The sequence below is a fragment of the Methanoculleus taiwanensis genome, from assembly GCF_004102725.1.
In the GTDB taxonomy this organism is placed as follows: Archaea; Halobacteriota; Methanomicrobia; order Methanomicrobiales; family Methanoculleaceae; genus Methanoculleus_A; species Methanoculleus_A taiwanensis.
Map to the genome: position 1 here is coordinate 1,157,686 of NZ_LHQS01000002.1, position 22,628 is coordinate 1,180,313.

Sequence of the window (22,628 nt, forward strand, 5' to 3'; positions counted from 1 at the left end):
CCGGGAAGCGTCCGGTTCAAACGGGTACGGAGAATGAGAAACAGAAAGGCACTCCGGATAAACCCTTTTGCTATCGAACGAGATGACACGACGTTAAAAATATAATTAACTCGTTTATTTCCCCTGAAAATTTAGAAACCTTAATTTAGCGCTGCGATACTTACTCTAATCGGTGAATACCGGTGGCAGGTCAGATCAAACGCATGATCGAAACAATCATCCGGGAACGTGCAAACGGCAATCCGGTGCTGGAAAATACGACCCGTACAAAGCTCGTCATCAAAGGTTTTAATCCAGACAAGTATACGGCTACGTCCGAAGATGATCCGGCTAAGATTGCAGAGCTGAAGGTAATAGCAAAGGATATGGGAATAACACTATAGGTGGAGCCAGAGCATGAATGCAATTACTCTTTCGACAACCAAACCGTCCGTCAATGATGCTGTGAACGACCTGAAAGAACAGTGCGGCGATTTCAAACCGAAAATGCTGCTTTTCTTCGCTTCATCAGGCTACGAGCCCGGCTCTCTGGCCGGAGCAATGAAAGACGCCTTCGGCGATCTGCCGGTCTTCGGCTGTACAACTGCAGGCGAGATAGGAAACGGCTCTCTGCTGAAAGGGTCTATCGTGGCAATGGCGCTAAACGACCGCATTATCGAAGACCTTAAGGTGGGCGTCGTCCGCGATCTCTCGAATCCTGAAGGAATAAGAACTGTCTTCTCGGAGTTCGAGTCCTATTACGGCCAGCCAATGACAGAACTCGATTTTACAAAATACGTTGGCATCATTCTCATTGACGGCCTTTCCGGTGCCGAGGAGAGGACAATGGACAGGATCGGCGACCTGACCAATCTGCTCTTCGTCGGCGGGTCTGCCGGCGATGATCTCCGGTTTGCATCAACGTATGTCTTCGCCGATGGGAAGGCGTACACGAATGCCGCCGTGCTGGCGCTCCTGAAACCTGCGACGGAGTTCGACCTCATCAAAACGCAGAGTTTCATCGCCATGGATACGACGCTTCTTCCGACAAAGGTGAATGAAGAGGCGCGGGAAGTGCTCGAGTTCAACGGAAAACCGGCCTCTGTTGCCTACGCAGAAGCCCTCGGGGTCTCTCCCGACGATCTGGCGGCACACTTCATGCAGCACCCCGTCGGGCTCCTCGCAGGCGACGATATCTTTGTCCGCAGTCCGCGGCAGGTATCGGGAGAGAGCGTCTTCTTCTACTGTAATGTCAAAGAGGGGGTCGACCTCGCGGTACTTGAGTCGACGGATATCGTTGCCGACACCAGAGCTGCGGTGCAGGAAAAACTGCAGAAACTCGGCGGCATCTCCGCGCTCATCAACTTCAACTGCATCCTCAGGACGCTCGACCTCGAAGATAGGGGGCTTTCCGCCGCATACGGATCGCTCTTCTCGGATATCCCGGCGATCGGGTTCAGCACCTATGGGGAAGAGTACATCGGGCACATCAATCAGACGGCGACGATGCTCGTCTTCCACTAACCTTTTTTGATGAATTGCACCCCGCCACCCTCGAATTTCCTGAAGTGAACCCGAATGGCGGCAACCCGATGGCACGACCGGCCGCTACAAAAAGGAGTTTTCCATCGGGTGAAAAAGCCATCCGTCTCTGCTCCCGAGATCTATCACCCCAACCATCACTCCATCGCCGTTTCAGACCGTAAAACGCTGCATCATCACCTTGAGGCGGCAGGCCATCTCGTTCAGTTCGTGAGCGGCACTGTCGGCAGCCCCGAATAGGATATGCCGTCAGGTAGCAGGATGCGCAAAAATGATAATGGAAAACGGGGATCACCGGGCAACCGGCTGCGGGATCTCTGCGGCCTTCCGTTTCTTCACGGCCCGGTCATAGACCAGCCAGTTCTGCTCCCACCCTGCATTCTGATCGCGGAGCTGTTCGAGCACACGGCGCCGAATCTCATCCGTCGAGATTCCATCGTGCGCTGCCCGCTCTACACCCTGTGCAATCCGACGGGCATCTTCGAGCGGTGCGCCGGCCTTCACGGCGCTGACCGTGATCTTTTCGGGAACGAACGGCTCCCTCCTTCCATCTCGCTTGACGACGTCAACCATCGGGTATACCCCCCGCGCTGCCGTCGGGTTCTGCGGGAAGATAGCATTTTCGGTGATACGTCCTGGCTGCTGCCGAACCGTGATTGGCCGGCAGGCTTCAAACCAGCTCGTTTCTTCGGAGGAACTCCCGGATTTTACTCGACTCGACCCAGCCCTGATCGAGTTGCCGGATCAGGTCGTTGATCCTGACGACCTGCTCGCGGATCCTCTCCGCCACAACCTCGTCTTCGAGGAGATCCGCTCGTGACAGGATCACCTGAAGGGGGTGGCGGACGTGGTCGCCGAGGATCGCGAACTGTTCCATATTCTGCTCGATCTGGTCGAAAGCCTTCTTCTTAATCATCTCGGCCAGCTTGCGTTCGAGGATATCCCGGTTGACGGTTATGTATCCGGTTACGTGACCCCGGGCATCAAAGAGCGGGGTGATACTCGACTCGATATGAATCGGCTTACCGTCCCGGTGGTGGTGCACGGTCTCGGTCCGGTGCTGCCCGGTTGTTATCGCAGCATCGAAGATCTCTTTTGGCCCGGTATCGGGATTCTCCGGGCGAATGACATCCGATATACAGTGTCCGCGCACCTCGTCCGCGCTCCAGCCGTACATCTCTTCGGCGGCACGGTTCCACGCCGTCACGTTAAAACGCTCATCGGTGGCTATGACCGCATCGTTCACCCGGTCGAGGAGATACGCATGGTAAGCAAGATCGTTCTCCATCCGTTTCCGTTCGGTGATATCTTCAACCGTGCCGATGGTGCGGTACGGCCTGCCGGTCGCATCCCGCAAAAGCGAGGCGGAGAGGCGTCCCCAGATGACACGGCCGTCTTTCGTGACGTACCGCTTTTCGCTCCGGAACCGCTCAAGATCCCCGGCACGCATTGCCGTGTAGCGAACCAGGCTTGCTGCGAGATCGTCCGGATGGATGATCTCGTTTAAGTTCATTTCTGCAAGTTCCCCCGGGGTATACCCAAGCATCGCATGGAAGACCTGATTGCATTCGAGGATATGCCCGTCCAGATCCACAAGCACGATGCCGATGCCTACATTCTCGAAGATGCCGCGGAACCGATCCTCGCTCTCTTTGAGAGCGCACTCGTTCTTCTGCTGTTCGGTGACGTCATACGCCACGCCTGCGATGCCGACGAGCCTCGCCCGTGCATCGCGAAGGGGTTCGAGCGTCATCTCCCGGATATGCAGGACACCGCCGATGCTGAGGGAGACATTCTCGTGAATAACATCACCGGTCGTGAGCACCCGCTGTTTGAGCGCAGTCAGCCGGGCGGCATCCTCCGGTGAGAAGATCTCGCCGTCAGTCTTCCCGATCATCGCGGTGTCGGTCAGCCCGAACTGCTGGTTGTACGACCAGGTGTAGCGGAGATCCATATCCTGCGTAAAGACGACCACCGGTGAGTGATCAAGTGCGGTCTTAACATATCGAGCGTGCTCCGTATCGGTGACATCGCGGATCAGGACGGCCTGGTGCCCGCCTCTCCGGGGATGAACGGTGACGGAGACGAATCGTCCGGTGCCGGCTAAGTTTCGTATCCGGCAGGTGATCGGTTCCGGCTCCTCTCCCCCCGAGAGGGCGTCCGTAATGCACTGCGCCTGTGCATCCCCGGGCAGCGGTGCAAAGGCACCTCTGATAAATGCAAGGGCATCCGCTCCGATAACCTCCTCCTGCCTGATCCGAAGGAGATTCTGCAGGGCTCTGTTCATCCCGCATATTCGCCGCTCTTCGTCGAGTATCAGGACGGCATCGTCCAGGTCATCAGCTGCCACAGTGAAGAGCAGTGTGTCGGGTCGATCGGTGGATGTCATGGTTTCAATAGTGCCGGAACGCTTGTCCAGTAAGATTGATCCCCGGACGAAAAACTTTTGCTGTTATGTCTCCCGGCCGGATGCTTACCTGACATAGGGCCGTCAGCCTGACAGGAATCTCTCCGCTAACCCGGGATTCCAGCGATCTACCGGGCAGGCAAATGTTTTTCTGCAGATCGGCAGATTGAGGGGTTATGCCCCCGGAACCCCGGGAAGACCGCAGCGAACGGAATATCCGGACAGCTTTCTTCTTAAACCTCTCCTTTACGCTCCTCGAATTTATCGGCGGGGCATATACCGGGAGTCTTGCGATCACGGCCGACGCGCTGCACGACCTCGGGGACTCCTTCTCCCTCGGCCTCTCCTGGTTCTTCGAACGGGTTGCCCGCCGGGAGCGGACTTCAGCCTTCTCGTACGGCTACCGGCGTTTCTCGCTTCTTGCGGCGCTCATCAACGCCGTCATCCTCGTGATCGGATCGATCACCATCCTTGCCCTGGCTGTTCCCCGGATACTCGCGCCCGAGATGCCCGATGCCGGCGGAATGTTCGTATTCGCTCTCATCGGGATTGCGGCAAACGGGGCGGCGGCACTCCGCGTCCGGGGTGGAAAGACGCTCAATGAGCAGGCGGTGGCCTGGCACCTTCTCGAAGACGTCATGGGATGGGTCGCGGTACTCATCGTGAGCACCGTCCTGCTTTTCCGTGATCTGCCGGTTCTCGACCCGATCCTCTCGGTGCTGATCGCGCTCTTCGTCCTCTGGAACGTCGGCAAAAACCTCCGTAAGACGGTCGTGATCTTTCTCCAGGGTGTGCCGCCGACGATCACCCTCAACGAGGTCAGGACTGTGCTCACCGGCGTGCCCGGTGTTCTCGGCATCCACGACACCCACCTCTGGTCGCTCGACGGTGAACACCACATTCTGACCACCCATATCGTGGTCGGCGGGGACGGGGCATACGACGAACTGCAGGAGATTAAGTGCCGGGTGAAGGAGGCGGCCGCCGGGCTCGGGGTCTCTCACGCAACGGTAGAAATTGAACGGGAGGGGGAGCAGTGCCCTGTCCGGGAGGAGTACTGACCGGCATAGGGACAGCATAGTTTCAGGCTGACTGCCCAAATGTCGACCATCCACGTTTCTTTGTCCACGGTACTGCAGGCGGGCTTTCAGGAGGGAAAACTCATCCGGCAGGCGCGGTTCCGGCTCCGGAACGCTCAGGTCGGAAGGGCAGGGGCCGGCATGAAAAAGATTCTTGAACCAGGAAGAGCAATCGCATGCCGATGCCCCCGTGGCCTGACTGCTACAACCTGCATATTACGATGCATGACGGGAGGTTTACCAAAATTGCCCGCGAGATAGCGGGCGCCTTCCGGCTGACCAGCCAGATCCAGTGGTACCCGCACATCACCCTGGTCAGCCATTTCTGGCCTCGAGCGAACTTCTCGGAGGAGAGACTTAAGGCAGCCATCGAAGATGCGGCCGAACCGTTCGATCACCTCACGGTCAGCGTCGACGGGTTCATCCGGCTCACCAACCATTCCGTACAGAACCAGGCCATCGCACACCGGGTCATTCCCTCGCGCGCTCTTATCGGGTTCTGGCACCCTCTCTCGAGGAGGCTCTTTCATTTCTCGGTCTTCCCGCCGAACATCCCTATCGCGCAGGCCGAGAACCGGACAGACCTGTATCCTGAGGAGAAAGCGCTGCATATTACGATCGCACGGCACCTCCACCAGCGTGAGGCGGACCTGCTCTGGGAGGAACTGCAGCGTCACCGGAAGCTCCGCCCGCCGCAGACGACCTTTGATGTCGTGCGGGTGACACTCGGGAAGAATATGCGCATCTATGCCGAGTACGACCTTCCCCGGAGACAGTGGCTTACCGGGAACGAGATGTACTCGAAGGTCGAGTGGGCAAAGACAGAGGAAGCGTACCGGAGAGGGACGGCTCTGCAGCCCGTGCAACCGTCCAGGTGATGGTCAAACGCAGGGTGGCGACGGGCGCCGGGACGGTTAAATGCCAGGTTCGGTATAGTCTCCCGCGACCGCCGATACGGCCTCCCCGGGGGGAGGATGTGATTGCCATGGCAAAAGAGACGCGAGATCGGAAGCGGCCGGATCCCGAGATTCCGTTCGAAGAGAAAGGAACGGATACTGTCTACGATCCGGTGCCGAAAGATATCGACGAAAGGTCACCCGAAAGCAATCTACCGCCGGAAGCCCCTGACGAACAGACGACGATGGAAGAGAAGACAGTTGCAACATACCAGGAACACCGTATAGCAAAGCGGCAGGGGAAGAAATGAACCCGATCGCTCTCTTCCGCGAACCGTGACGTGTCGGAAGCCCGACCGATTGCATACCCGCGGCGGATGCCGTCAACAACTGTTTTCTCCCCACCCCTCGAATACTGTTCTCATTCAGCGTTCCTCCGCTCAGCCGCATACGTGATTCATCATGGTCAGGTTCAACCTCAGTCCATCGCTTATCGGGCGGTACTTCTACCACGACTGCGACCGCTACCTCCGCTACCATGCGACCCCGGAGCAGGAGCGCGAGGCATCCGGCATCCCCGTACTCCTTCCCGATACGAGCCCGGTGACGGCGGCACTCCTCGATGCGGGGATCTCGTGGGAGGAGCAGGTGATCCGCACCAGCCTTGCAGGCAGGGTCAGGGTTCCCGGAGGAGCCGGCGCGCTCGCCGAACGTTCGTTCTCTATCGAGGAGAGCTTCGCACTGCTCCCCGATCTCGCGCCCGGTGAAGCGCTCTACCAGCCTACCATTCCGGTCTCGATCCACTTCCTGCAGAAGTACGGGCTCGACCCTGAACTGCACCGGTTCGCCCCATGCCGCCCCGACCTGGTGGTGCGTGACGGAACCATGCTCCGGGTCATCGACATCAAGGCGAGCGAGGAACTCAGCATCAGCCATCGCATCCAGGCGACGCTGTATGCCCTCTTCCTCGACCACGCCCTGACCCTGCTCGGGATCGATCGCAAGGTCGACCTCTGCCGGGCAGGGATCTGGCTCTACGACCGGGACGAACCGGAGACATTCGATCTCTCCCTGAATATCAGAGTGCTCGAGGAGTTCCTCCGTTTCCGCCTTCCCGCGATCCTTGCGGCTCCACCGGACGAGGTCTCCTGGCACCTCACCTCCCGATGCGAGTCCTGCGAGTTCTCCGGGAGCTGCCGGGCGGAAGCAACCTCACGTCGATCGGTCTCGCTCATCCCCGACCTCTCGACCGCCGCGTGCCGGTACCTCCGGGACGACCTCGGCGTCACGACCCTCCCCGACCTGTCGCGATTTCTCGATGCTCCCGGGAGCGACCTGCACCTGAAGATCTGCGGTTCGCTCGCACACCAGCAGAGCCGCCTCTCAGCGATCGTGCAGGCGCTCGAGACCGGCCTGACGATCCCCCTTGAGGGGACCTCCCGTGCACTCCCGGTGTACGAGGATATCGGCATTACTCTGACCCTCCAGCGCGATCCCGTCTCGGGGCGGATCTATGCCGCGGGTTTTCGCCGGTTCAAGGGCGATGCGGTCTACGGATCGCCGTCCCGCGAGGCTCTCTTCGTTGCAGAAGACCCCGACGACTGCGTGCGGGTGCAGCGAGAGTTCATCCGGGCGCTCGCCGGCGAGCTAGAGGCCGTCCACGACTATAACCGGCCGCGTGAATGGGCAGACCAGAAGTCGGTGCAGACCTACGTCTACGACACCTACGAAGCGGATCTCTTCTCTCGTCTGCTCGCCGATGCGCTCAATGACCCCGGCGCCGCGGCCGATGCCCTACGGCTTCGCTTCTACTACCAGGATGCCGGGATGGCCGACGGACAGAACCATCCGAACACCCCGGTCGCCTACCCGCTCGTCGTCCTGACGCGGGAGATCCGGCGACTGCTCGCGCTCCCGGTTCCGTTCTCTCTCCGAATGCCCGAGGTTCTCCAGGAGCTGCAGAGTTCGCGGTTTGCCTTCGAACTGAACCCGGGAAGCCTTTTCTGGCACGACCACGGCAATGCGCTCAAGGGCGATGCGATCGTCATGGCATGGGGCGGGAGACGGGCGGAGGCTCTCGAATGGATCCGCAGCGAACTCTCCCGCCGCCTGCTCGCGACCGGGAGCCTGCTCGACGGTCTCCGTGAGCGGGTGCGGGGAGGTCTCGTGCGGTGGCCGGCGAACTTCCGGTTTCCCCGCCCGTGGGACGTCTCCAATCCCGAGATATCGCGCCTCCTCTTCATCATGGAGTATGAATCCGCACTCGGTGCCCTGCGGGTGCAGGAACTCCGGAGCAGGCCGTGGGCTGCACGGGTGCGTGACGGGATCAGCATACCCGTCCAAAAGAGCATAGGGAACTTCTGGAAGGTGCAGAGCCCGATCGATAGTCTGCTCTTCGAGCAGTCGGCGACGTTCAGTTACCTTCTCGTGCCGAATGGCGACGCGGGCGAAGAGGCGCAGGCGGGTTTCGACGACCCCCGCTACCGGGACAGCATGAACCCGGGAAAGAGCGGCGTCTGTTTTGCGAGGGTTCAGGACACAATCGTCGACCGGAAAGCAGGCCTGCTCAAGGGGTTTGCCCTCGAGGTGGGGTACGGCCGTGGCCACGCACCCTTCTCCGAGGGCGACGAGGCGGTGCTGCATCCCCGGTTCACCGATTTTACGGCGAAGCGGTACCGGGAGCGCCTCCTCGAGCTCGATGCGGAGGCGGATAACGCCTTCCTCCGCCTCCTCTCCGACCCGCACTCGTTTGCCGGTCAGGTCTCCGAACCCGAAGCGATCAGAAGAGAGGCCGGTCTGCTCGCAAAAAAAGCCGGATTCACGCCGAGCCAGGCGAGGGCGTTTGAGAAGATGCTCGCAAGCCGCCTCACCCTGGTCTGGGGTCCTCCGGGGACCGGGAAGACACATTTCCTCGCTGCCGCCGTCCTTGCGCTCGTCAAGGCGAGAAGAGTACATGGGAGGCGTGTCCGGGTGGGGGTGACGGCCTTCACCCACGCCGCAATCGAGAACCTGCTCGTCAAGATGCAGGAGTCGATCGACGAGTACGGCCTCGCCGCCGAACTTCCCCTGTATAAACTCCGCGACCTGCGGACACCCAAAGGGGAGCGCTGCCTGCAGGCACTCCCCCACGACCGGGTCGAGAGCGTCGTCGACTACCCTGCCCTCGTCCTCGGCGGGACGGTGCATAGCTTCGGGAGGCTCGAGAAGTTCCTCCCGTCCCTCGATATCCTCATCGTCGACGAGGCCTCGCAGATGAAACCGGCCGAGCTGGCTCTCGTGATCACGGCTCTCGGCGAAGAGGGGCGATTGATTCTTGCCGGGGACGACCTGCAGCTCCCCCCTATCGTGCTCGGGGGGTATCCCGTCCCCGACGACGGGCTGCCGGGGCTTGAAGACTCGATCTTTGCCTACCTCCGCCACCGGGACGACCCGGCGAGTCCGGTCTACACCTGCCAGCTCCTCGAAAACTGGCGGATGAACGCCACCCTCTCGCTGTTCCCGGCGGAGACGCTCTACGGCTCCGGCTACGCTCCTGCGACCGAAGCAATCGGCCGGCAGCAGCTCTCCCTCCTCCCGGGCGAGCCGCCGGCGTCGCCCGGCAGGGAGCTCGCCCACTGGATCCTCGATCCCACGTATCCCCTGGTGCTCTGCGTCCTTGAGAACGTCAGGACAACGGTTGAAAACCGGATAGAAGCGGAGCTGGTCGCGCATCTGACCTCCGGGCTCCGGGAGCGGCTTGCGGATCCCGCCACCGGTGCACCCTATCCTGCAACGGAAGACGGCGATTATCGTTTCTGGCGGCAGGGCCTCTTCGTCGTCAGTCCGCACCACGCCCAGATCCATGCCATCCGGAGCCTGCTTGCAGGTATCCGTGACTGGCAGTACCAGCCTTTCGTGGATACGGTCGATAAGATGCAGGGGCAGGAGGCCGATGCGGTCATCATCAGTTACGGCGTGAGCGATATCGAGACGGCCCTTGCCGAGGCGGAGTTCATCTACAGCAGGAACCGGCTGAACGTCTCGGTGACGCGGAGCCGGTCGAAGTGCATCGTCTTCCTGCCGCGACCGCTCCTCGAGCCGCCCCTCGATCTGCTGCAGAACGAGAGAGCTTCTCTGGGCCTTCTGCATATGCTCGACCTCCAGGAGTTCTGCCGCACGCGGGGTGAAGAACGGATCTTTGACCTCGACTGGATCGAGGGGGCGGCCGGCGCCTCACTGACGGTGCTTCGGGTTTCAGAGTCCGGGGAAGACGGGTGAGCAGGCGCGTTCCTGCCCGACCCGCTGCCTGACTCACACCACCGGCGACTGCTCCATCCACGCCGGCGGTCTCTTCGCGAAGGTGTCTGAAGAGTTCTATAATCCCGGAACATTTGACGAAATAGTGAATAACCGAACTATTCGATGAGAATGCTTTTTTGGAAAATAAATGCTTACACGAAGACAACATCTGTTAAATATCAAAAAGGATTCAAGGAGCAGTGATGCTCCATGTCATCGGAAGAGAATAAGGCGATTGTTCGCAGGTTTATTGAAGCCTATAATACACGAAACCTGGATGTATTTGACGATTTAGTGGCACCGGATTATGTCGACCACACCCATCGGCAACATGGTCTGGAAAGCTTCAAACAGCTCTTTACGCTCGCTTTCGAAGCTTTCCCCGACTGGCATGAACATATTGAAGATATCATTGCTGAAGGAGATAAGGTGTGGGTTTGCGTTACAGCTACGGGGACCCATACAGGCGAATGGAATCTTTCCGGAGTTTCACTGCCCCCCACCGGCAAGAAGGTAACAATGATGATGGTCTTCATCTGGCGCATAGTTCACGGCAGACTTGCAGAGGGATGGGAAGTCGATGACGAATTGGATTTCCTCAAACAACTGGGTGTTATCGAATACACAGAAAAAGGAAAGAAACTCTTCCCAGAGGATTTCAGGCAGGGAATGTAACCCTCCATGTATAACCCGGCCGGGGCGTCTGAACGGAGGGTTGTATGCCCACCTTTTTTCGCGCATCCTGTTTTCATTGAGAATTGTTTACCTCCTCCTGCGCGTGTTTTCGACAAATGGTTTTCCGATGCAAAGAACGAGAGATCCCCGTTCTTCGCCCGATGGTTCCCGCAATACTATCATCCGGATTTATTGTTTGCCGACAAGCCGGTAACCACCGTTCGGGATTGTCATCTCGAACCGTGCACCCCTGCCCGGTTCCCCGGTCTCGGTGATCATGATCCTCGTTAGGGAGAGTATCTCCCTGACGAGGAAAAGCCCGAGTCCGGTGTTTTTCCCAACCCCACTCTCGAAAATACGCTCCTTTTCGTCAGGAGCAATGCCAACCCCGTTGTCTTCCCACACCACGACCAGATCCTTTCCCAACCGGTGAGATGACACCCGGATTTCCGTCACCCGCCCACCGTGCCGGACCGCGTTTTCAAGGAGGCTGAAAAAGACCTTCTCAAGCATCGGATCCGCAAATATCCCGACACCCTGTACGTCGGCAGTCAGGCTGACTGCTGCCGGGACCTGATCCCATGGCATGACAGTAGAAAGGTCAATCCACCGCGGTTCATGGGTGCCGATATCCTCGTAGATCCGTGTAAATTCGATCTGGGATTGGATATTCGTGATGGCGGATTCTATCTTTTTTAGGTACCGGGCCAGCGCGGGGTCATCGACCTTCATCTCCGCGATCTCCAGAAATCCAAGGGCAATTGAGGTATTGTTGAGGATATCATGCCGGGTAATACCGGTAAGCAGGTTGAGCTGGCGGTTCGCCCGACGGAGGGCTTCTTCCGCTTTCTTGTGTTCGGTGATGTCAACGGCAACCCCGCGGAATCCCTGCCCCTTCCCATCAGTGCCAGCCATTGATGGGCGGATCTCGATTACCATGTGACGCCCGTCGCGATGACGGGCAGGTATTTCGAGAGGTAAGAGAGATCCTTCCAGGGAACTGTAGCGTGCCAGTTCCTGCATTGCATACGCCTTTCCCTCCTCTGCAACCAGATCAAGTATCGTTCCTCCGATGATCTCTTCCGGTGCATATCCCATGATTGCCTCGACCCGGGGACTGATGTACAGGAACGTCCCCTGCAGGTCGATCTCCCAGATCATGTCCGGCGAGGTCTCCACGATAGACCGGAACTTCTCCTCGCTCTCGCGGAGTAAATCTTCTGCTTTTTTCCGCTCGGTGATATCCCGCATCACGCCAACTACACCGGACGGTTTTTTATCATCGTCAAAGATCGGGGAGATAATCGTCTCGGTCCAGACCGTGGAACCGTCCTTCCTAAAAAATTCAAGTTCCATGGTCTGGTATTTCTGGATCGTTCCGCTCTTCCGCATCTCGTTGATTCCCTTCTCGCGCATCAGCATGATCGTCCTGTAGGATGCCGGGGTCAGGGCGTCACTGAGGGATTCTCTAAGAGTTTCTTCGGGCGTCATCCCCCGAAGCGCGGTGACCGACGGCGAGACATAGGTAAGGCGCATATCCATGTCAGCTGTCCAGATAACATCATGGACATGGTCTGCCAGCAGGCGGTACTTCGCTTCGCTCTCCCGGATCGCCTCTTCAGCGCGTTTTCGTTCGGAAACGTCACGAAGAATACCGAGAAGTGCCGGCTGGTTCTGATAGAGGATCTGGTTAACAAAGAATTCACATTCCCGTTCTTCACCGCTTTTTAATATGATTCGCGCGGTAAAGTCAGGAGGGGGGGTGCTTCCGGAGATCCTCAGTTTCGCGTTTTCCTGCAGGCGGGACCGGTCATCGGGATGGACGAGATCCCAGATGTTCATGCTGATGAGTTCATCATTGGTATAACCGGTGAATTCCGTTGTCCTGCGGTTGGCAAAAAGGATCTGGCTACCACGGTAAATATACACGACATTATCACTATTCTCGACCACAAGCCGGTATTTCTCCTCGCTCTCCCGGAGTTCGGCATCCATTTTTTTCCGTGCGGAAATATCGATAATGACGCCGCGGAATCCGGCAAGGCTCCCATTCCGGTAAATCGGCGCCGTATCGATGAAAACCGGAATTTTGCTGCCATCCTTCCGCAGGCACGTATATTCCTGTGATTCAAGAGCCACCCCGTTGAGGAGTTTCCGGATGTCTTCCTTCACCCGTCCATGCTGGGAAGGTTCGATTATGGACATGGCATTTACGCCGTCTTTGAGGTCCTGTTCGGTATATCCCAGGGTGGCGAATGCATTCTGGTTTGCATAGGTTACCTGAAAATCCGGATCCATCTCAAAAACCATCTGCGGGAGGAGATCGGCAAGCTCGCGGTACTTCGCTTCGCTCTCCCGCACGGCATCTTCCTCCCGTTTTTCACCGGTGATATCCTGCGCAATCGAACCGAACCGGAATCCCTTGTCGGTCTTGATCGGAAAGATTATCTGCCGAACGAAGATCCGTGTGCCGTCGGGACGCTCCGCTTCGACAATACGGGGTTTTTCGAATATCGGGACACCCGTCCTGAGCATCGTACGGCTCGTCTGCTCAATAGCTGCACGGCATTCTTCCGTGCGGCGCTCACGGGGGAGCATACGGAACGTCACGTCCCATAAGGAGCTGCCAAGTGCTTCTTCTTGCGTGATGCCGGAGATCCGTTCAGCTCCGGGATTCCATTCGATCACTTTTCCTTCTTCATCGATCAGGGTGACCGATTCCCGGGTCGTCTCGATGAATAAACGGAGCTTGGACTCGCTGTCTGCCAGTGCCGCCAGAGCCAGTTTCTGCTCTGTGATATCCTTTCCAACAACCTGATATTCTACGGGTTTTCCCCCGGCGTCGAACAACGCACGGACCGACCAGAGTTGCCAGTACGTCTTCTGATCCCTGCCGGTGACCACGAGTTCCATCTCGCGAATCGGCGTATCCGGTGTGAGCGTACCAAGAAAATTATCTACTTTCTCATAATTACCCACCTGCATGAGGTCGTGGATCTTCTTTCCCTCGAGATCGGTGAGGGCCAGCATGGGGTGAAAGTGCTGCCGATAGGCTTCGTTGGTGAACGTCACGGTGCCGTCCTGGGTGAACCGGCAGATCATCTCGGTCAGGTCATTGACAACGGTGCGGTATCGCTCCTCGCTCTCCTGCAACGAAATTTCCGCACGCCGTCGTTGTACCGCCTGCCTGACCTTATGGGCAAGTTCTGCAAACTGCGCCCGCGGCTGACCGCCTTTCTGGAGGTAGAAATCCACACCGTTGTTGATCGCTTCAATAACAACCTCCTCGCGGCCCCGGCCGGTCAAAAGAATGAACGGGATGGTATTGCCCAAACTTCTCACCCTTCGTAAAAATTCGATTCCATCCATGTCGGGCATCTGGTAATCGGAGATGACGGCATCATACTGCTCCGTGGGAATGCGGGTGAGAGCTTCCGTGGCCGAAGTGAGGGTATCGACGACAAATTCCTCTCCGGTTTTTTCAAGGAAGAGTTTGCCGATCTCAAGAAGGGCGGGTTCGTCATCGACATAGAGGACGCGTATGGTATCTTGCATTATCCACTCCTCCAGGCCGACCGCCACATCCCTTCGGGCACGGTAATCTTACATCTGGTGACGGGAGAAAGGGAGGTATTGCTTCGCTGTTCTTCTGAGGCCATGGGGGGATGGGAGAACACTGTATGTGAGCACATTGTAGCCCTGCCTTGCTGGATATCCTCCACCATGCACGGAAGAGGAAGATTTCCGAGTAGTTGCTGCGGTATGGCGATCAAGACCTGTCATGCGGGAGAGAGCAGAGATTGAGAGCAGATTCTACCAGGGGGGTGTCAAGGGTACGGGGTAGCGTATCATTTCCCCTGACGATACGATCCTTTTGGCTCATGGAACATAATAAATTAGTGAAATCGATGTTACCAGCAGAGTTGATTCCTTAATAACCACAAACATGCCCGGAATCGGCGGTTCGGTTATGATCCCGGCCGGGAATGATGTGAAGTGTGCTCTCGACACTACCGACTGCACGATCGCGTGTCCCGGGAACATGTGATCTGCTCCCGTGCCATCTCTCCCCCCTATGGGAACATTCCCCGGCACATGCTTATTGATCAGGATTTACGACCATATACGAGCGCACCCTCGACTGGGCAGACCTCCGTGCAGCGCCCGCACAGGTAGCACTCCGCCCTGCTGTTCTCTGCCGTTGCCACATTCACGGGGCAGGCTCGCTCACATCTGCCGCACTGAATGCAGGCATCCGTCCTCCGGATCTTCCACCGGCTCCGTGCGGCGCCGATGGCGAGGAAAACGCCGTACGGGCAGATGAACCGGCAAAAAGGGCGGTATACGGTTACCGAGACCAGGACGATCGCAAAAAAGACGGCGAAGCCCGGGCTCGTCGGGGAGAGAAAGAAGAAATCCTTCAGGCCGATGATGCCGAGGAGATTGACGGAGAACCCCACCCCGGTTGCAAGGATGACTATGAAAATTCCGATGCGGACACTCATCGCCCGCGGGGTCAGGTTCCGGCCGTGCCGCGGGACGGGAATCAGGTATATCAGCTCCTGCACAGCCCCAACCGGGCAGATCTGCCCGCAGACGATCCGTCCGCAAAACAGCGTGACGGCGATGAATACCAGCAGTCCGGCAGCCGCTGCGGGCAGCAGGACGCCGAGTTCCCTGGTATCCCCGAGTATCACGAGCTGCAGTATGTACGGGAAGACGGGAGAGAAGATCAGAAACCCGAGGGCGGCAGAGACGAGAAGAAACCCGGCGGCACGTCGCCGGGAGAACCATCCGGAATGCCAGAGAGACGCGAGGACGATAACGGCAAGCACGGCATACGCGATGCCGAGCGCCTTCGGGGCAGATCCGAGTACCATGGTTTCACAGCAGTTTTGTCTCGCTCGTCGGCCGCGGAACCTTAACAACCAGCACCCGGAAGGTGTCGCCGCTCTCGTTGCTCCAGCGGTGCGGGATCTTTGCGGGGCTCTCGATAAGGTGGTCGGATCCGACCGTCTCCCGTTCTTCGCCGATCTCGACGACGCCTGTCCCCTCCAGCACATAGAAGAAGACGTCTACCGGCGTTATGTGCTTCTTGAGGGCTTCGCCCGGCTGCAGCGTGATGACCACAGCGGTTGCGTGCTCCGTATCATAGATTTTCCTGGCATCCACATGATGCGGGTTTAGGCCGACGGGCAGATCGGCAACGTTGACAATGTTCATGAGTATCACCTTTTGGTTCTCTGAATTATTCTTTCCGCGTCATCCCTTGTAGTTCGTCCAGTAGTTTGCGAGGCATTCGCGCCTGCGGCTCTCTTCGCGGGCCGCCCGACTCTCCGGGAACGTGGGGATAGCGCTCTGCACGGCGGGGCAGTAGGGGCAGAGCGCAAAGGGCACGTCGCCTGCCTGTTCCCTCACCGGACAGAGGTATTGACCCTCCCACACATCGACGATCTGCCCGCCGGGAAAGGGGGTGCCGACCGGGTGGGCGGGCTCTTCGAGGACAAACATGGTGAACGCGGCGAGCAGGTACTTCAGGTAGAGCGGGCGGGGGTCTTTCTCGCGGGCTTTCTCCGTACATGCCGCCGCGACCATGGCGCAGTACGAAGGGAAGGCAGGATGAAGGGGACTGCCGTCCTCATACCCGTTCCTTGCTACGAGAAGGAGGCGGTGATGCGCCCCGAAGATCTGCTCCCTGACCTTTCCAAGAAGGCGCTCACGATAGTGTTCTGGCAGGAAGGCAACTTTCCGGGTAAAGCAGGCGTTCATCTTCTCGATATCGTGAAGATCGAACAGTTCTATCTCCTGGCCGAGGAAGGCGAGCAACTCCGCTTTCGTCTGCGCCCGCTGCATGCGCGCAAGGGCCTTCCGGATCCTCTCCACAGGATAGCCTGCCGCCGCCGGGCCTGTCGGTTCGTCTTGGGCGCAGGGGTCGATGAGGAGAGTGCGGATCTCCCTGCACTCGCACTCAGCATCGTCCAGTTGCCGGGGGCGGAACCGGGAAAGGATCCACCGGAATATGGCAGTCATCTCCATCCTTGCACCGCAGCGGGTTCAGGCTCCGACCATCCGGCGAAGATCAGCCGGTACGGTGGTGTTGGGCTTGAGGTCGAACTGTTTGGCGAGCAGATCCAGCACAGCCGGCGAAACGAATCCCGGCAGTTTCGGGCCGAGCGTGATGTCCTGCACACCAAGCGAGAACAGGGCGAGGAGAACGAGCACGGCCTTCTGTTCGTACCACGCGATGTTGTAGGAGATCGGCAGGTCATTGATGCCGACACCGAATGCCCCGGCGAGTGCCTGTGCGATCACAACCAGCGAGTAACAGTCATTGCACTGCCCGGCATCGATTACGCGGGGGATCCCGCCGATCGTTCCAAGCCCGAGGCTGTTGTACCGGTACTTGGCGCAGCCTGCTGTAAGGATGACCGCATCACCGGGGAGCGCCTTTGCAAATTCCGTGTAATACTCGCGCTCCTTCTGCCGGCCGTCGCACCCTGCCATGACAATGAACCGTTTTATATCACCGCTCTTGACCGCTGCGACAACCTTGTCCGCAATTGCAAGGACGGCATCGTGCGCACAACCGGTGATGAGATCGTTGCCACTTCCCGGGAGTGCGTTGGGCGGCTGGCAGCTCTTTGCGCATGCAATGACCTGCGAGAAATCCTTCTTCCCGTCCGGGGACGCGGATATATGCGGGACGTCCGGGAACCCGGTGACGCCGGTTGTGAAGAGGCGGTTCTTGTAGGAGTCCTTTGGCGGGACGAGGCAGTTGGTCGTGAAGAGAACCGGGCCGTTGAACTGCTCAAACTCCTCGCGCTGGTGCGGCCACGAACCACCGTAGTTGCTATGCAGGTGGGCGTATTTCTTCAACGCGGGATACGCGTGGGCCGGGAGCATCTCGCCGTGGGTATAGACATCCACGCCAGCGTCCTTTGACTGCTCGAGCAGCATCTCAAGATCTTTCAGGTCGTGACCGGTAATCAGGATGCCCGGCCGTGTCCCCACGGTCGTCTTTACGGCGGTAATCTCCGGTTTTCCAAATGCCGATGTGTTGGCGGCATCGAGCAGGGCAAGGACACTGACGCCGACGCTCCCGCACTCCAGCACGAGGCTGACCAGCTCCGGAACCGTAAGATCCTCTGTCGTGGAGGCAAGCCCTTTCTGCAGGAATGTCGTGATGGTATCATCGGTCTTTCCCAGAACGGCGGCGTGCGTGTAGTATGCGGCAACCCCCATGAGACCGAAGAGAAGTGTTGATCGGAGCGAGCGGAGATCCTCGTCTGCTGTCGAGAGCGTCCCGACAGATAATGCTTTTTCAAGAATATCGCTTTCATCCTTCGGTTTCCAGGTACAGGCATCCGGTTCCGGGCTGCCGGTCGCGGGAAGCCCATCCCGGATCGCGACGGCCTCGGCGATCATGGCCGCGAACCGGGCCTTGTCAAAGTTGACATTGGTCAGCACTGCAAAGAGCGCGTCCGCGATGAACAGCCCTGCGTCAGGATCCCCTCTGCCTTGCTCCATTGCTGCAAGGTTCCGGATCGAGATCCCCTTGCAGAGATAGATCAGCACATCCTGGTATGCAGCGATATCATCTTCCTTCCCGCAGACGCCTCTGACCGTGCATCCGGTCCCTTTCAGCGTCTCTTCACACTGGTAACAGAACATGGCTCGACTCCTTTGATTTCTTTTTGATACAAAATATTAATTAAATACCTAATTATAAATAGCCGAGAGTTTCCAATTACATACCATGCATGAGTCATGCACAGTCAACCAGACGGTCAGGTACATCGCCAAACGGTGGACGCTCCTCCTCATCCTCGAGCTCTACAAGGGCGAGCGATATACCCGGCGTTTCTCCGAGCTCCGGGATGCACTCTCCGGCATCACACCGAAAGTCCTCTCCGAGCGGTTAAAAGAACTCGAAGATGAAGGGATCCTTACACGGAACGTTGACGCAACTGCATTTCCGGTCAGAACCGAGTACACCCTCACGGAGAGCGGGCTTGAGATCGTTGATATCATCCGGGATATCAAGCGCTGGGCCCTGAAGTGGAAGATCGATAATATCCCGTGCGGCGAGCAGGACTGCAAGGATTGCGTGCTCTGAAAAGGATGGGAGAACTCTTCTCTCCTCATGCGATCAAATCGATCACGGTCGTCCACATGGAAGTCCCGTGCTGCACTGGGGAACACCATGTTGTTGATAGAGCCTTGAAACGATCAAAGACGAGCCCGGTGACCGATACGACCGTCACCATCCAGGGTGATGCGGTATGAAGACGGAATGACCGTAGATAAATAAAAAAGAGGGGCATATGTCCCTCTATTCAAAACCCCGGCCGGAACAGGAATTGTAGTGTATAAACAAGGTGAAATATCCCCACGTGCGTGGAGTGCCTGAAAACCTTCTGTCAACATGGGAAAAAAACAAGGGAGGTTAAGAACCCCCATAATCAAGCCTCAGGCGAGATTCGAACTCGCGACCTCGTCCTTACCAAGGACGCGCTCTACCGGCTGAGCCACTGAGGCATGGCGCACCTACATAAGTGGGTGCTCGACCTAATAAAATGTTGCGGATTGTGTTTTCGAGAAGGCATCAGATTCTGCTTGAGAATAAAGCCTGAATGCCCCCATTATCCGATTCAGAGCTTTTTTAGCGCCTCAATACTTGCCAGCACGCCTTCGAACGTATCAACCTCGACGATAGGGATGACGTTGTTTCTCCGCACCGCATCCATCACCGCGCAAAAGTCGATCGTCCCTTCCCCGACGGGAGAGTGGGTATCCTTACCGCCGTCGTTGTCGTGGAGGTGGAAGTGGGCAATCGGATGAGCGAGGAATCCCTCGAGGCTGCCATCATTGAGGTTGGCATGCCCAACGTCGAGTGCAAACCCGATCCCGTCGATCAGCGGGAGTTCATCGGGCGTCCGGAGGAAGAAGTACTCCCAGTTGCCCATATTTTCAACGGTGAACGAGACCGAATACTCGTCCGCCGCCTGTTGCAGTTCGTCGAGGGACTGCTGGAACTTCGCCACCGCGCGTTCCCGCTCCTCGCGCCACGCGTAATACCCCGGGTGCACGACTACGTCGGCATCGAGCTCCCCGGCAAGGGCGAAGGTATCGACGAGCACCTCGACGCTCGCCCTCCGGATCGGTTCGAGGAGGCTTGCGATATTCACGCCGCGGCTCGGTGCATGGATGGAGCAGGCAAACGAGTAACTCTCGAGGGGCTCTGCGGATTCCAGGTAGTGCAGCCCCTCATCCATCACCTCGACGTAGTCGGTGACCGGTGCGAGCGCATCGAGCGCCGTCTCGAGCAGTTCGCGGTGAAGGCAGTACGTGGAGATGCCAAACATACCAGAGATAGTGCTCCGGACAGCAAAAAACCGATCGTCACTCAGGGTTGTTCTGGTTCCGGAAGATCTTCGCGAAGGATGCCTCCGGCCGCTCACGCCTTTTCAGGTAGCGCCGCACGCTCTCGGACTCGACCCATCCCCGGTCGAGCTCGGTGATGATATCGTTGATCCGCTCCGACTGATTGAGGATCTTTGCGGTCAGGGGATCGTCGATCATCTCGGCAATACCGACGATCACCTGCAGCGGGTTCCTGATGTGATCCCCGAGGATGGCGAACTGCTCGATATTCTTCCGGAGCTGCTCGTACGCCTCGCGTTTCAGCTCTTCCATCTGTTTTCGCTCGGTGATATCCATGCAGATGCCCACTATGCAGAGCGGCTGCCCGGAGTCGTTCCGAACGATACTTCCCGAGAGATGCACATCGAAGACCGACCCGCCGTTCCGTCTCCCGTGCCCCTCGCCGGCAAACGCTCCCTCACGGTAGAGCCGTGCAAGCAGCCGTGTATCGGTGTCTGCACAGGAAAAAAGGTCAGTGATGGATTTTTCCTGGATACGGTGCACGCCCTCGTAATCAAACATCCGGAGGAGAGCGGGGTTTGCGTAGATCAGGAGACCTTCGAGATCGGCGATCAGAATACCGTTCGTCGACGATTCAAACGCGCTCTCCTTGATCCGGAGTTCGCGCTCGGTCCGGATCCGCTCGGAGATATCCCGCGCCACGGCAACGGCATAGCGCTCGTCCCCGAACGTCACGAACCTGATGGTGATCTCAACGGGAACCTCACAACCGTCGGCGGTCATGAGCCCGGCTACCGTAACCTGTTCCCGGCGCGCCCGGTTCTGCCCGGACGCAAAGAACTCGAGGAACCAGGCGAGGCTCGCAGGAGCGATCAGGTTGCAGAACGGAATCCGCATCAGCCTCTCCCGGTTGTAGCCAAGCTGCAGCCATGCCGACTCGTTCGTATCGATGAGAAGCCCGGTCTCAGCATCGATGAGGAAGATGGCGTCGCTCGTCTGGTCAAGGAGTGCGCGGAACCGTTCAAGCTCGGCGAGCCGGTCCTGGAGCTCGGGGTAGTAACTCTTGTGGATCGAGTGCTCCCCAAGGCCGATTATCCGCTCACGGAGCGAATCCCAGTCAGGCTCCGCATCAGAGTGCCGATGCATAGATCATCTCCACCTCCCGGTGCGTCGGCCGGCGGGGGTTCGTGGCCATGCACGGATCGTTAAGCGCCCTGAGTGCCAGATCGGAGAGATCGCACCCGGTTACCCCGAGGTTGGAAAGCGTCACACCGACGCCGAGCGACCGGCGGAAGGAAGCGATCGTATTCTGGATATGGCTCCGCCTCTCGTCGTGCCCGACCCCGCACGGGGCGGCCCCCAGGGATCGCCCGATCGCATCGTACCGCTCTGGCGCCGCGTCGTAGTTGTAGGCCGCCACATGCTCGAGAAGGAGGGCATTACACCGGCCGTGTGCCAGGTCGAGCAGGCCGCCGAGGCTGTGCGCCATGGCATGGACAGCACCGAGACTTGCATTGGAGAACGCAAGGCCGGCGTGAAGACTGCCGAGCATAGTCCGGTAGCGGATAGAGAGAGCGTCCGGTGCGGTAACGGCATCCGGAAGAGAAGAAACAAGCAGGTGTATCGCCTGCAGGGCGTGCAGGTCGGTCATGGGCGAGCTCGCATTCGAGACGTACGCCTCGATCGCGTGGCAGAGTGCATCGAGCCCCGTATCCACGGTAAGTTCGGCGTCCATCGTCGTCAGCGGGAGGGGATCGAGGAGCGATATGTCCGGGACGAGCGTCTTGCTGATGATCGCGATCTTGCGCTTCTCGCGCTCGTCGGTGATGATAGCAAACTGCGAGACGTCCGCCGAGCTTCCGGCAGTTGTGGGGATGCATATGAGCGGTGGACCCGGCAGAAGCACCTGGTCGACCCCCTCGTAGCTCAGAATGGAGCGCCGGTTCGAGCTGACGATCCCGATCCCCTTCGCGCAGTCCATGGGACTTCCGCCGCCGACCGCGACGATCCCCTGGCACTCCGTTGCCCGGTAGACTTCGGCACCGGCCATTACTTCGGCGGCACGGGGGTTCGGGGATATGCGGTCGAAGACCTCATAGGAGATTCCGGCATTTATAAGGCTTTCAGAGACCCGCTCGGTCCAGCCCGCCCGCCGAACCCCGGGGTCGGTGACGAGCAGCACCTTCCGCAAGCCGAAGTTGCGAGCATACCGCCCCGCAAGATCGAGCGATCCGGATCCGAAGATAAACTCGGGAACAACAAATTTTTTCAGTTCGAGTTCACTCTGCGGGGTCATGAAACAGCACCTCACACGCCGGATGCACGGCACTCCAGCATACTGAGTATACAGCCTGATTCTATATATATACCTTTGTAGATATATCTGGC

General features: G+C 58.5%; 18 protein-coding genes and 1 tRNA gene. 8 read left to right on the plus strand and 11 right to left on the minus strand.

Annotated features, from left to right (window positions below):
* Positions 1–203 precede the first annotated feature (203 nt).
* Together ABH15_RS10335 and ABH15_RS10340 are read left to right on the plus strand one after the other, a co-directional pair.
* The gene (locus ABH15_RS10335; RefSeq protein ID WP_206633444.1) at positions 204–383 is read left to right on the plus strand and encodes a hypothetical protein; all 180 of its coding nucleotides are present in this window, start codon (positions 204–206) and stop codon (positions 381–383) included.
* Positions 384–396: 13 nt separating this feature from the next.
* Complete coding sequence (locus tag ABH15_RS10340) at positions 397–1,503, plus strand: FIST signal transduction protein (RefSeq protein ID WP_128694248.1); 1,107 nt, start codon at positions 397–399, stop codon at positions 1,501–1,503.
* Between the two features lie 309 nt (positions 1,504–1,812).
* On the opposite strand, the gene ABH15_RS10345 is transcribed toward ABH15_RS10340, so the two are convergent.
* Positions 1,813–2,094: an ATP cone domain-containing protein gene (locus ABH15_RS10345; RefSeq protein WP_128694249.1), complete on the minus strand. Its 282-nt coding sequence runs from the start codon at positions 2,092–2,094 to the stop codon at positions 1,813–1,815.
* A 97-nt stretch (positions 2,095–2,191) separates the two neighbouring features.
* Positions 2,192–3,910: a PAS domain S-box protein gene (locus ABH15_RS10350; protein ID WP_128694250.1), complete on the minus strand. Its 1,719-nt coding sequence runs from the start codon at positions 3,908–3,910 to the stop codon at positions 2,192–2,194.
* Between the two features lie 194 nt (positions 3,911–4,104).
* On the opposite strand from ABH15_RS10350, the gene ABH15_RS10355 reads away from it, so the two are divergent.
* The 5 genes from ABH15_RS10355 (at position 4,105) to ABH15_RS10375 (ending at position 10,856) form a co-directional block, all read left to right on the plus strand.
* A complete protein-coding gene (locus tag ABH15_RS10355; protein ID WP_128694251.1) occupies positions 4,105–4,989 on the plus strand; it encodes a cation diffusion facilitator family transporter in 885 nt (294 codons plus the stop codon).
* Positions 4,990–5,189: 200 nt separating this feature from the next.
* Positions 5,190–5,885 carry a 2'-5' RNA ligase family protein gene (locus tag ABH15_RS10360; RefSeq protein WP_164913725.1) on the plus strand — a complete coding sequence of 232 codons (696 nt, stop codon included), beginning with the start codon at positions 5,190–5,192 and terminating at the stop codon, positions 5,883–5,885.
* A 107-nt stretch (positions 5,886–5,992) separates the two neighbouring features.
* Positions 5,993–6,214: a hypothetical protein gene (locus ABH15_RS10365; RefSeq protein WP_128694253.1), complete on the plus strand. Its 222-nt coding sequence runs from the start codon at positions 5,993–5,995 to the stop codon at positions 6,212–6,214.
* Between the two features lie 151 nt (positions 6,215–6,365).
* Complete coding sequence (locus tag ABH15_RS10370) at positions 6,366–10,160, plus strand: bifunctional RecB family nuclease/DEAD/DEAH box helicase (protein WP_128694254.1); 3,795 nt, start codon at positions 6,366–6,368, stop codon at positions 10,158–10,160.
* Between the two features lie 231 nt (positions 10,161–10,391).
* A complete protein-coding gene (locus ABH15_RS10375) occupies positions 10,392–10,856 on the plus strand; it encodes an ester cyclase (protein ID WP_128694255.1) in 465 nt (154 codons plus the stop codon).
* Positions 10,857–11,045: 189 nt separating this feature from the next.
* Here the strand turns inward: ABH15_RS10375 and ABH15_RS10380 are convergent, their stop codons facing one another.
* The 5 genes from ABH15_RS10380 to hcp form a co-directional block, all read right to left on the minus strand.
* The gene (locus ABH15_RS10380; protein WP_128694256.1) at positions 11,046–14,411 is read right to left on the minus strand and encodes a hybrid sensor histidine kinase/response regulator; all 3,366 of its coding nucleotides are present in this window, start codon (positions 14,409–14,411) and stop codon (positions 11,046–11,048) included.
* 551 nt (positions 14,412–14,962) lie between these two features.
* Complete coding sequence (locus ABH15_RS10385) at positions 14,963–15,736, minus strand: 4Fe-4S binding protein (RefSeq protein WP_128694257.1); 774 nt, start codon at positions 15,734–15,736, stop codon at positions 14,963–14,965.
* Between the two features lie 4 nt (positions 15,737–15,740).
* The gene (locus tag ABH15_RS10390) at positions 15,741–16,079 is read right to left on the minus strand and encodes a cupin domain-containing protein (protein ID WP_128694258.1); all 339 of its coding nucleotides are present in this window, start codon (positions 16,077–16,079) and stop codon (positions 15,741–15,743) included.
* A 39-nt stretch (positions 16,080–16,118) separates the two neighbouring features.
* Entirely contained in the window at positions 16,119–16,886 is a 768-nt protein-coding gene (locus ABH15_RS10395; protein ID WP_241648074.1) for a DUF2115 domain-containing protein, read from the minus strand.
* A 24-nt stretch (positions 16,887–16,910) separates the two neighbouring features.
* On the minus strand, positions 16,911–18,527 hold the full coding sequence (gene hcp / locus ABH15_RS10400; RefSeq protein WP_128694259.1) for a hydroxylamine reductase: 1,617 nt from the start codon (positions 18,525–18,527) through the stop codon (positions 16,911–16,913).
* An 85-nt stretch (positions 18,528–18,612) separates the two neighbouring features.
* On the opposite strand from hcp, the gene ABH15_RS10405 reads away from it, so the two are divergent.
* The gene (locus tag ABH15_RS10405; protein ID WP_128694260.1) at positions 18,613–18,972 is read left to right on the plus strand and encodes a winged helix-turn-helix transcriptional regulator; all 360 of its coding nucleotides are present in this window, start codon (positions 18,613–18,615) and stop codon (positions 18,970–18,972) included.
* A gap of 349 nt (positions 18,973–19,321) precedes the next feature.
* Here ABH15_RS10405 and ABH15_RS10410 read toward each other — a convergent pair.
* The 4 genes from ABH15_RS10410 to ercA form a co-directional block, all read right to left on the minus strand.
* A tRNA-Thr gene (locus ABH15_RS10410) sits at positions 19,322–19,394 on the minus strand.
* A gap of 113 nt (positions 19,395–19,507) precedes the next feature.
* Positions 19,508–20,221, minus strand: a complete 714-nt coding sequence (locus ABH15_RS10415; protein ID WP_128694261.1) for a sugar phosphate isomerase/epimerase family protein — start codon at positions 20,219–20,221, stop codon at positions 19,508–19,510.
* 37 nt (positions 20,222–20,258) lie between these two features.
* On the minus strand, positions 20,259–21,386 hold the full coding sequence (locus tag ABH15_RS10420; protein WP_128694262.1) for a PAS domain S-box protein: 1,128 nt from the start codon (positions 21,384–21,386) through the stop codon (positions 20,259–20,261).
* A complete protein-coding gene (ercA, locus tag ABH15_RS10425; protein ID WP_128694263.1) occupies positions 21,370–22,536 on the minus strand; it encodes an alcohol dehydrogenase-like regulatory protein ErcA in 1,167 nt (388 codons plus the stop codon). The genes ABH15_RS10420 and ercA overlap by 17 nt, the downstream gene beginning before the upstream one ends.
* Positions 22,537–22,628 lie beyond the last annotated feature (92 nt).

Bases quoted from the DNA above. Each gene is read 5' to 3' on its own strand.
- ABH15_RS10335 (WP_206633444.1), top strand. From the start codon at position 204: ATGATCGAAACAATCATCCGGGAACGTGCAAACGGCAATCCGGTGCTG.
- ABH15_RS10340 (WP_128694248.1), top strand. From the start codon at position 397: ATGAATGCAATTACTCTTTCGACAACCAAACCGTCCGTCAATGATGCT.
- ABH15_RS10345 (WP_128694249.1), bottom strand. From the start codon at position 2,094: ATGGTTGACGTCGTCAAGCGAGATGGAAGGAGGGAGCCGTTCGTTCCC.
- ABH15_RS10350 (WP_128694250.1), bottom strand. From the start codon at position 3,910: ATGACATCCACCGATCGACCCGACACACTGCTCTTCACTGTGGCAGCT.
- ABH15_RS10355 (WP_128694251.1), top strand. From the start codon at position 4,105: ATGCCCCCGGAACCCCGGGAAGACCGCAGCGAACGGAATATCCGGACA.
- ABH15_RS10360 (WP_164913725.1), top strand. From the start codon at position 5,190: ATGCCCCCGTGGCCTGACTGCTACAACCTGCATATTACGATGCATGAC.
- ABH15_RS10365 (WP_128694253.1), top strand. From the start codon at position 5,993: ATGGCAAAAGAGACGCGAGATCGGAAGCGGCCGGATCCCGAGATTCCG.
- ABH15_RS10370 (WP_128694254.1), top strand. From the start codon at position 6,366: ATGGTCAGGTTCAACCTCAGTCCATCGCTTATCGGGCGGTACTTCTAC.
- ABH15_RS10375 (WP_128694255.1), top strand. From the start codon at position 10,392: ATGTCATCGGAAGAGAATAAGGCGATTGTTCGCAGGTTTATTGAAGCC.
- ABH15_RS10380 (WP_128694256.1), bottom strand. From the start codon at position 14,411: ATGCAAGATACCATACGCGTCCTCTATGTCGATGACGAACCCGCCCTT.
- ABH15_RS10385 (WP_128694257.1), bottom strand. From the start codon at position 15,736: ATGGTACTCGGATCTGCCCCGAAGGCGCTCGGCATCGCGTATGCCGTG.
- ABH15_RS10390 (WP_128694258.1), bottom strand. From the start codon at position 16,079: ATGAACATTGTCAACGTTGCCGATCTGCCCGTCGGCCTAAACCCGCAT.
- ABH15_RS10395 (WP_241648074.1), bottom strand. From the start codon at position 16,886: ATGACTGCCATATTCCGGTGGATCCTTTCCCGGTTCCGCCCCCGGCAA.
- hcp (WP_128694259.1), bottom strand. From the start codon at position 18,527: ATGTTCTGTTACCAGTGTGAAGAGACGCTGAAAGGGACCGGATGCACG.
- ABH15_RS10405 (WP_128694260.1), top strand. From the start codon at position 18,613: ATGCATGAGTCATGCACAGTCAACCAGACGGTCAGGTACATCGCCAAA.
- ABH15_RS10415 (WP_128694261.1), bottom strand. From the start codon at position 20,221: ATGTTTGGCATCTCCACGTACTGCCTTCACCGCGAACTGCTCGAGACG.
- ABH15_RS10420 (WP_128694262.1), bottom strand. From the start codon at position 21,386: ATGCATCGGCACTCTGATGCGGAGCCTGACTGGGATTCGCTCCGTGAG.
- ercA (WP_128694263.1), bottom strand. From the start codon at position 22,536: ATGACCCCGCAGAGTGAACTCGAACTGAAAAAATTTGTTGTTCCCGAG.